Origin of the sequence: Rhizobium sp. NPDC092011, from assembly GCF_044756305.1 — a bacterium.
Lineage (GTDB): Bacteria > Pseudomonadota > Alphaproteobacteria > Rhizobiales > Rhizobiaceae > Rhizobium.
The window spans coordinates 26,312-35,254 of sequence record NZ_JBIVSO010000028.1; the positions used below are offsets into that span (position 1 = coordinate 26,312).

7 protein-coding genes and 2 pseudogenes are annotated in these 8,943 nt (G+C 61.5%); all 9 read left to right on the forward strand.

The genetic code is table 11. From position 1 onward, the window contains the following. Positions 1-108 precede the first annotated feature (108 nt). Positions 109-1,299 carry a M24 family metallopeptidase gene (locus tag ACIQJ2_RS37055; protein ID WP_400677850.1) on the forward strand — a complete coding sequence of 397 codons (1,191 nt, stop codon included), beginning with the start codon at positions 109-111 and terminating at the stop codon, positions 1,297-1,299. Between the two features lie 146 nt (positions 1,300-1,445). Beyond that, positions 1,446-2,459, forward strand: a complete 1,014-nt coding sequence (locus ACIQJ2_RS37060; RefSeq protein ID WP_400677851.1) for a zinc-binding alcohol dehydrogenase family protein — start codon at positions 1,446-1,448, stop codon at positions 2,457-2,459. Positions 2,460-2,615: 156 nt separating this feature from the next. Then, positions 2,616-3,254, forward strand: a complete 639-nt coding sequence (locus ACIQJ2_RS37065; protein ID WP_400677853.1) for an RraA family protein — start codon at positions 2,616-2,618, stop codon at positions 3,252-3,254. A gap of 50 nt (positions 3,255-3,304) precedes the next feature. After that, positions 3,305-3,604, forward strand: coding sequence for a putative quinol monooxygenase (locus ACIQJ2_RS37070; RefSeq protein WP_400677854.1), 300 nt, complete (start codon positions 3,305-3,307; stop codon positions 3,602-3,604). A 189-nt stretch (positions 3,605-3,793) separates the two neighbouring features. Further along, complete coding sequence (gene bioB / locus ACIQJ2_RS37075; RefSeq protein WP_400677855.1) at positions 3,794-4,780, forward strand: biotin synthase BioB; 987 nt, start codon at positions 3,794-3,796, stop codon at positions 4,778-4,780. After that, positions 4,777-5,922, forward strand: a pseudogene (locus ACIQJ2_RS37080) (8-amino-7-oxononanoate synthase). The gene bioB and the pseudogene ACIQJ2_RS37080 overlap by 4 nt, the downstream one beginning before the upstream one ends. After that, a complete protein-coding gene (gene bioD / locus ACIQJ2_RS37085; RefSeq protein ID WP_400677857.1) occupies positions 5,919-6,557 on the forward strand; it encodes a dethiobiotin synthase in 639 nt (212 codons plus the stop codon). Before ACIQJ2_RS37080 ends, bioD begins: the two are co-directional and overlap by 4 nt. Then, positions 6,554-7,819, forward strand: a complete 1,266-nt coding sequence (locus ACIQJ2_RS37090; protein WP_400677859.1) for an adenosylmethionine--8-amino-7-oxononanoate transaminase — start codon at positions 6,554-6,556, stop codon at positions 7,817-7,819. The genes bioD and ACIQJ2_RS37090 overlap by 4 nt, the downstream gene beginning before the upstream one ends. Before the next feature lie 2 nt (positions 7,820-7,821). Then, positions 7,822-8,807: pseudogene (locus ACIQJ2_RS37095) on the forward strand (beta-ketoacyl-ACP synthase III). Positions 8,808-8,943: the final 136 nt, after the last annotated feature.

Here is an 8,943-nt window from a genome sequence, read left to right on the forward strand (position 1 = left end):
TCATCCGCACCCATCCGGTTCATCATTTCGATGCGGAGTTCCGGCCTCGGAGGGGCCGATCTCTGCCAACATGGCCCCAACGGGCCAACAACAACAGGGAACTTGTCAGTGAGTGTTTCGCAATCCTCAAGCTATCGATCATTGCCCTTCGACCAGGCGCGGCTCGACCGCCTCATGGATGAGGCGGGCATCGACATCTTGATCGCCACATCCAAGCACAATGTTCAGTATCTGCTCGGCGGTTATCGTTTCTTCTTCTTCGACTACATGGATGCGGTCGCGTTGAACCGCTATTTGCCCGTCGTCGTCTACCAGAAGGGAAAGCCCGACAACACGGCCTATTTCGGCGCGGCGCTTGAGATCTTCGAACGCCAGCTCGGCAAATTCTGGCCCCCGGTCGTTGAAACGGGAACGTGGAGCAGCACCGACGCCATCCAGCTCGCCGTCGAGCATATCAGGAAGATCGGTGCTTCCTCGTCCACCATCGGCGTGGAAAAAGCCTTCGTCCCGATGGATGGAGGGCAACTGCTGCACGACAATGGTTACCGGATCGCCGATGCAGCTTTCGTCCTGGAGAGGTTGCGCCTGATCAAGACGCCAGACGAGCTTACCCTGCTGCGGGAGGCCTCCGAGCGGGTCGTGCAATCCATGGCGGCGACATTTGACTATTGCCTTCCGGGCATGACCAAGAACGACCTCGTGGCGAAGCTCAGGCGCGAAGAAGTCAATCGCGACCTGAAATTCGAATATTGCCTGATCACCGCAGGGCGCGACCTCAACCGATCGCCGTCGGACCAGAAGCTGCAGGCCGGTGACGTCATTTCGCTGGATTCGGCCGGCAATTTTCACGGCTACATCGGCGACCTCTGCCGCATGGGGATCCTTGGAGAGCCCGATGCCGAACTGGAGGACCTGCTCGGCCTGATCACGCACATCCAGTCGGAGGCGCGCAAGCCCATCAAGGCTGGCGCACGCGGCGGCGACATCTTCACCATCGCAGACGCGATCGTCGATCAGTCTCCCCACAAGCCGTACATGGAGTTCCTTGCGCACGGCATGGGACTTGTCAGCCATGAAGGCCCGCGCCTGACAAGTGTCGGGCCCGTGCCTTACCAGGGTTATGACGAGGATCGTGCGCTGGAGGCGGGGATGGTCATTTCCATCGAAACCGCAATCAAGCACCCGACCAGAGGATACATCAAGCTCGAGGACACCGTCGTCGTGACGGCTTCCGGATCGGAAGGGTTCGGCGACGAGTTTCGCGGATGGAACCGCGCCGGGGTCCACGGCGGGGTCTAGTCGCGACGTTGCGGCGGGCCTGCGCGTCCTGGCCCGCCGCTCGAAGCTTTCTCAACATTTGGCGAGACAACCGGAAGCGACGCCGTCGTTCCGGTTCGGCTCGGCAATGACAGGGCGGGAGACCGCCGCACTTATGGAGACAGGGCATGAAAGCCGTTGGGTATCAGAAGTCGCTTCCAATCGAGGATGCGCAGTCGCTCGTTGATTTTGACGCAGTCAAACCCGAGCCATCGGGTCGGGACATCAGGGTTGCCGTCAAGGCGGTTTCGGTCAACCCCGTTGACTATAAGATCCGCAAGCGCGCCGAACCTGCTGAAGGTGACTACAAGATCCTCGGTTTCGACGCAGCAGGCATCGTCGATGCCGTCGGTCCGGACGTAACGCTGTTCAAGCTGGGCGACGAGGTGTTCTACGCCGGCTCGAACCAGCGCCAGGGGACCAATGCCGAGTTCCACCTCGTCGATGAGCGCATCGTCGGCAAAAAGCCGAAAACACTTTCCTTTGCCGGGGCTGCCGCTCTGCCTCTGACAGCGATCACAGCGTGGGAACTGCTGTTTGACCGGTTGGGCGCTACGCGCGGCCAGATCGCTGATCCGCGCACGCTACTCGTGATCGGAGGAGCCGGTGGTGTTGGTTCGATCCTCATCCAGCTTGCGCGCCGTCTGACAGGACTGACCGTGATTGCGACCGCGACGCGACCTGAATCGCAGGCGTGGTGCCTCGATCTCGGCGCGCACGCGGTCATCGATCATTCACAGCCACTGAAGGGGCAGATCGCCGCCCTGAACCGTGATCCCGTTGCTTTCGTCGCCAGCCTGACGTTCACCGATCAGCACTACAAGGATGTTGCCGAGCTCATCGCACCGCAGGGCCGGTTCGGGCTCATCGACGATCCCGCCGAATTCAACATCGGTGTGTTCAAAGCCAAAGCAGTGTCGATCCACTGGGAGCTGATGTTCACCCGATCGACATTCCAGACTGCGGACATGGACGCCCAGGGTCAGCTGTTGAACGAGGTGTCCGATCTCATCGACAAGGGCATCTTGCGCACCACGCTCGACCAGACCTTCGGGGTCATCAACGCCGACAACCTCAAGCGCGCACATGCGTTGCTGGAGAGCGGCAAGTCGCGCGGCAAGATCGTTCTCGAGGGTTGGTAGGCCCTCGACTGATCTTATCGGCCCGGCCGCATCCATCGTAAAGCGGCCGGACGGTTCGAACCCTAACGATGCGTCGGCCGCGCGTTCGTGGCGGCATGCTTTCGCGCTGCGCGACCTCGGGCGTTGCGCCCCGAAATACTTGGAGGATCTGATCCCATGAGTGTCACAATTGCCGCGGTATCCGTACCCAAGCCCCCGGCAGATTTGATCGAAGGCTTCCGGAACGCACCCACCGCCGTGATTTCCGATAATCTCGGCCGACTGCCCGGCTCGGTCGGGTTGCGGGCGTTTCATCGCGGCGCCAAGCTGGTCGGCACGGCGTTTACCGTCCGCACGCGACCGGGCGACAATCTCGCGATCCATCAGGCGCTCGAGATGGTCGGGCCAGGCGATGTCATCGTGGTGGATGGCGGTGGCGACGAGACACGTGCGCTTGTCGGCGAGATCATGAAGGAGATCGCCGAGTGGCGTAAGGCAGAGGGGTTCGTCATTGATGGCGCAATCCGGGATGTCGCTGCTTTCGCCACATCCGATTTCCCCTGCTACGCGCGCGCCGTCACACATCGCGGTCCCTACAAGAACGGCCCCGGCGAAATCAACGTCCCTGTATCGATCGGCGGCTGTGTGATTTCGCCAGGCGATATCGTTGTCGGCGATGAGGACGGCCTGGTTTCGTTCCCGGCCGAAAACGCGGCGACGCTTCTGGCATCCGTACAGGCCCAGATAGCGCGCGAAGAGCAAATGATAAAGACGATCCGCGAAGGTAGATACGAAGGAACCTACGCCCGATCCTGACACGCCTTGAAATGCGAAGTCGCTGAATCCTCAGCATGAAGGAACTGCCAATGACGACGCCTGCCGTTGCAATATTTGTCGCTAAACCTGGAGCGGAAGACAAGCTCGAGGCCCTTTTCCGGTCGGTGATCGCGACGACGCTGACTGAGGAAGGCTGTATCAGCTATCAGCTCAACCGCGATCTCGACAATCCTCGTCGCTTCGTCTGGACCGAAGAATGGGAGAGCCGCGCACTTTTGGAGAAGCATGCGGCGGCTCCGCATATCAAAGCGATACTGGCTGAGATCCCGGCGCTGGTTGACAGCGCGGAGGTCATTGCCTTGCGGAAGCTCGACGGCGGGCCGGCATGAGCCCGAATGCTGAGGCGCGCCACGGTCCGTTAAGCCAGCGCGTTTCCGCAATTGGCTGGAGCGCCCGTTCAGATGCTGCATGCCAAGGGGCTGACGCGGGCGGCGCAGAGGATCTCGCGGTCCAACAGGCTGCGACATTCAGGTGAAACCCCGCGCCACAGCGGGCTGGACTTTGACGAGGTGATCTCGGTGTCAGAAAGCAAATCGTTACTCCAAGCTCAATCCCCGAGCTTCCTGTCACTTGCCGATGCGCAAGAGATCTATCGTGTGCCGTTCAACGACCTGCTTTTCCGTGCCCAGCAGATTCACCGCGCGAATTTCGATCCGAACGCGATTCAGATGAGCCGTTTGCTATCGATCAAAACCGGCGGATGCGCGGAGGATTGCGGTTATTGTAGCCAATCCGCCCACTATCCGACCGGCCTCAAGGCGTCGAAGCTGATGGAGGTCGAGCGCGTGCTCGGCGAGGCGCGCAAGGCGAGGGATGGTGGAGCAACGCGCTATTGCATGGGTGCCGCCTGGCGCAACCCCAAGGACCGCGACATGGACGCACTGGTTGCCATGGTCGAGGGCGTGAGCGCGCTTGGCATGGAGACCTGCATGACGCTCGGCATGCTGACGCCTGATCAATCCGAAAGGCTCGCCACCGCGGGGCTCGACTACTACAACCACAATATCGATACCTCGGAACGCTTCTATTCCGAGATCATTACGACCCGCACCTTCGAGGATCGGCTGGAAACGCTCGCCAATGTCCGCGACGCCGGCATCAAGGTCTGTGCCGGTGGCATTCTCGGCATGGGGGAAACGGTAGAGGATCGCATTGCGATGCTCGTGACGCTAGCCAATCTGCCGGTGCCGCCCGAAAGCGTTCCGATCAACATGCTGATCCCGATCCCCGGCTCCAAACTGGAGAGTGCAGAGCCGATTGACCCGATCGACTTCGTTCGCATGATCGCGCTGGCGCGCATTCTCATGCCGAAGTCGCATGTCCGCCTCTCCGCCGGCCGCACCGACATGAGCGACGAGATGCAGGCACTCTGTTTTTTTGCCGGCGCCAACTCAATCTTCGTCGGCGACACACTGCTGACGGCGGACAATCCCGCTGAGGATCATGACGGCGCGCTCTTCCGCCGGCTCGGCCTCAGGCCGCTCGAGCGGGAGCCAGCGCGTTGAGGGCGCCGGCGCTCGCCCGCTATGAGGCAGCGCTGGCTGGCCTGCGCACCCGGTCGCGCATGCGCGAGCGCGTCTTGCCGCAGGGCATCGACTTTACGTCAAACGATTATCTGGCACTGGCCACAGCACCCCGCATGAAAGCTGCCTTCGCGTCTGCCCTCGACAGGGGGCTAGCGGTCGGCGCGGGTGGTTCACGTCTGCTTCGAGGCAACCACGCCGAACACGAGGTGCTTGAAGCCGAGGCCGCATCCTTCTTCGGTATGGAAAAGGCGATCTACTTCTCCAGCGGATTTGCCGCCAACGTTGCGCTCTTTTCGTCCCTACCCCAGCGCGGTGATCTGATCGTCCATGACGCACTGATCCATGCAAGCGTTCACGACGGCATTTCTGCCAGCAAGGCGGAGGCGATCAGCGTATCCCATAACGCGGCTGACGCATTTGACGAGGCGATCCGTCTCTGGCGCGTCAAAGGCGGTAATGGACGCCCATGGATCGCGGTGGAAAGCCTCTATTCCATGGATGGCGACAGGGCGCCGCTTGCAGCTCTTGCCGATCTCGCCAGCCGGCATGACGGCTTCCTTGTCATCGATGAAGCGCACGCGACCGGAGTATTGGGGGCCTAGGGCCGTGGTCTGGCCGCTGATCTCGAAGGGCGCGCAAATGTTTTGGTGCTGCACACCTGCGGAAAGGCGCTGGGTGTTTCTGGCGCGCTTGTCGGGCTGCCCGGAGTGCTTGCCGACTACATGGTCAATCGTGCCCGCAATTTCATTTATTCGACTGCCCCCTCTCCGCTCATGGCCGCCGCAGTGCGCGAGGCACTGCGGATAATTGCCGACGAACCGGAACGACGCGCACGCCTGCGAAGGCTCGCTGCTTTTGCGAGCGAGACAGCGTCCGCGCGCCTCGGCATCCGTTCGAGCGGCTTGCACATCCTACCCGTCATGATCGGAGATAATGCCAGGGCGCTTCGGATTGCCGAACACATGCGCAGAGAAGGTTTTGACGTCAGGGCAATCCGTCCACCGACCGTGCCGGAGGGAACGGCACGGCTGCGGCTATCCATCACGCTCAATGTCGACGAGGAGCAGATTGAAGCGATGATCGATGAACTTGCTGTCGCAATGAATGGGGAAGAGCCGTGACGTCCAGATTTGTCGTCTCCGGTACGGATACGGGCATTGGCAAAACCGTTTTTGCCGCGGCCCTGACCCGTGCATTGGATGGTTGCTACTGGAAGCCTGTCCAGTCGGGCCTCGATGAAGAGACCGACAGCGAGCGTGTTGCCAGGCTCGCCGGCCTGTCGCCGGAGCGCATTTTCCCGGAAGCCTATCGCCTCTCGGCGCCGCTTTCGCCGCATCTTTCGGCCCGCCTGGACGGTGTGGAAATCGACGCGAAGATGCTCGTTCCGCCGACGACCGACAGGCCGCTGGTGATCGAGGGAGCAGGCGGCTTGCTCGTGCCGCTGACGGAGGACCTTCTCTTTGCCGACGTCTTTGCCCATTGGCAGGTCCCGGTGATCCTTTGCGCGCGGACCTCGCTCGGCACCATCAACCACACGCTGCTTTCCATCGAGGCGATGCGCCAACGCGGGATACTGCTCCTTGGCGTTGCCTTCATCGGCGACGAGAATATCGAAACAGAGCGCATTATCGCCAGGTTCGGCAAGGTCAGACGGCTTGGCCGTCTCGCGCTCCTCCAGCATCTCAGTCCCGCATATCTGCTCGAGGCTTTTGAACGCGGCTTCGATCGCGCGTCATTTTCGGAGATGACCTCATGAAACCCTCGCCGGTCTGGCACCCGTTCACGCAGCACGCGCTGGAGCCTCGGATGGAGCGCATTGCCTCGACGGAAGGTGCCTATCTGTTCGATGAGCATAGCCGGGCCTATCTGGACATGATCTCGTCCTGGTGGGTCATCACGCATGGTCATCGACACCGGCCGATCATGGATGCGATCCGTGACGCGACCCGGCGCTTCGACCAGATCATATTTGCGGAATTTTCGCACGAACCTGCCGAAATATTGGCGGCGGGCCTCATCGAGATCGCCCCGGCCGGGCTAAAACATGTCTTCTATTCCGACAGCGGCTCGACCTCGGTCGAGGTGGCGCTCAAGATGGCGCTTGGCTTTTTCCATAATCATGGAGAAGGACGCGATCGCATCGTTGTTTTGGAACACAGCTACCACGGTGACACGATCGGCACGATGTCGGCAGGAGAGCGCGGCATCTTCAATGCCGCCTACGAGCCGCTGCTGTTCGGCGTCGACCGGCTTAGCTTTCCGATCGCCGGAGAGGAAGAACGCACGCTCGACATGTTTGAGCGTTTCTGCCGCTCCGGCCGGGTTGCGGCCTTGCTGATCGAGCCACTCGTGTTAGGGGCCGGGGGCATGAAGATCTATGATGCCGGCGTGCTGCGTGCACAAAAGGAGATTTCCGAACGTTACGGCTGCCTGCTGATTGCTGATGAGGTAATGACCGGTTGGGGGCGGACCGGAACGATCTTTGCCTGCGAGCAGGCCGGTATCACGCCTGATATCCTCTGCCGGTCCAAGGGATTAACCGGCGGCGCTGTCCCACTGGCCGCAACCTTATGCGGCAGCGCGATCTTCGATGCGCACCTTTCCAGCGACCGGCGCAAGACGTTCTTCCATTCAAGTTCCTACACGGCAAATCCGATCGCTTGCGCGGCCGGGATCGCCAATCTCGGCGTCTGGGATAAAGAACCGGTGCGCGAACGGATAGGAGCGCTGAAAACTGCCCAGCGACGGCACCTGGCCCGCTTCGAGGACGACCGGCGCTTTTCCAATATCCGGCAGATCGGGACAATCACGGCGCTCGACCTCGTCGTTCCCTCAGGCGGATACCTTGCCGATGTCGGCCCGGCAATGCGGCGATTGTTCCGCGAACGGGGCCTGCTCCTGCGGCCGCTCGGCAACGTCATTTACCTGATGCCGCCCTATTGCGTGACGGAAGATGAAATCGCGCGCACCTATGAGGCAATCGATGAGGTTGCCTCCATCGTTCTAGGAAAGGCCTGATCATGCGGGCAGAATCGTCGCGAATGGCCGGTTTTGGTCATGCCGTCCCGGCGCGATGCGTCGATAACGCCGAGATAGAGGCCAGCTTCGGCCTTGAGGCACGCTGGATCGAACGGCGAACCGGCATTCGCACGCGCTATTGGGCGGACGATAACGAGGCGCTGAGCGGCCTCGCCGCCAAGGCCGGTCGCTTGGCGATCGAGGATGCCGCAATCGGCCGGGACGATGTCGCGTTGACATTGCTTGCAACATCGACGCCCGATCACCTTCTCCCGCCCTCGGCGCCGCTGCTTGCCCGACAACTGGGGCTGGTAAACTCGGGCGCCCTTGATCTTGCTGGCGCCTGTTGCGGTTTCCTGTACGCACTGACGCTTGCCGACAGTTTCGTGCGTGCCCACGGGCGCGCCGTCCTGGTCGTTGCAGCCAATATCCTCAGCCGTCGCATCAATCCTGCAGAACGGGCAACTGCAGTCGTGTTTGCGGATGCCGCGGCCGCCGTCTTACTCGTACCGAGTGCACATCCGAGACACGGGATCCTGTCGGTCGATCTTGCCACGGATGGCAGCGGCTACGACTTGATCAAGATCCCGGCCGGGGGCAGCAACCGGCCCTTTGCTCCTGATGTTCCGCGTGACGATTTCCTGATGACGATGCCAGATGGCCGTGAGGTCTATTCTCGCGCCGTCCGCTTGATGACGGAGACGTCGCTGCGGGCCTTGGCGCAAGCCGGGATTGCCGCGGGCCACGTCGATTGCTTTGTGCCGCATCAGGCCAATGCTCGGATGTTCGATACTGTTGCCGGCAATCTCGGCGTAGCGCCTGAAAAACCGTCCGCACGATCGAGATCTTTGGCAATTCGTCGGCGGCAACCATTCCGTTGTCGCTGTCGGTCGCCCGCAACAGCAACCGGTTGGTCGAAGGCAAGACCCTGCTGCTGACGGCAGCCGGCGCGGGGATGATGGGTGGTGCCGTCGTGTTCGGTCTCTAGCACGGGTCCAGGCGCCGGCGCCTGCGAAATCCGTCGGCAGTCTAGACTAAATGTTCGCCTGGGGACCGGGTGACCCGTCTCACAATATGCAGGTATCGAGGGTTGCGTAAGTTAACCTCGCACAGAGCCTCATGCA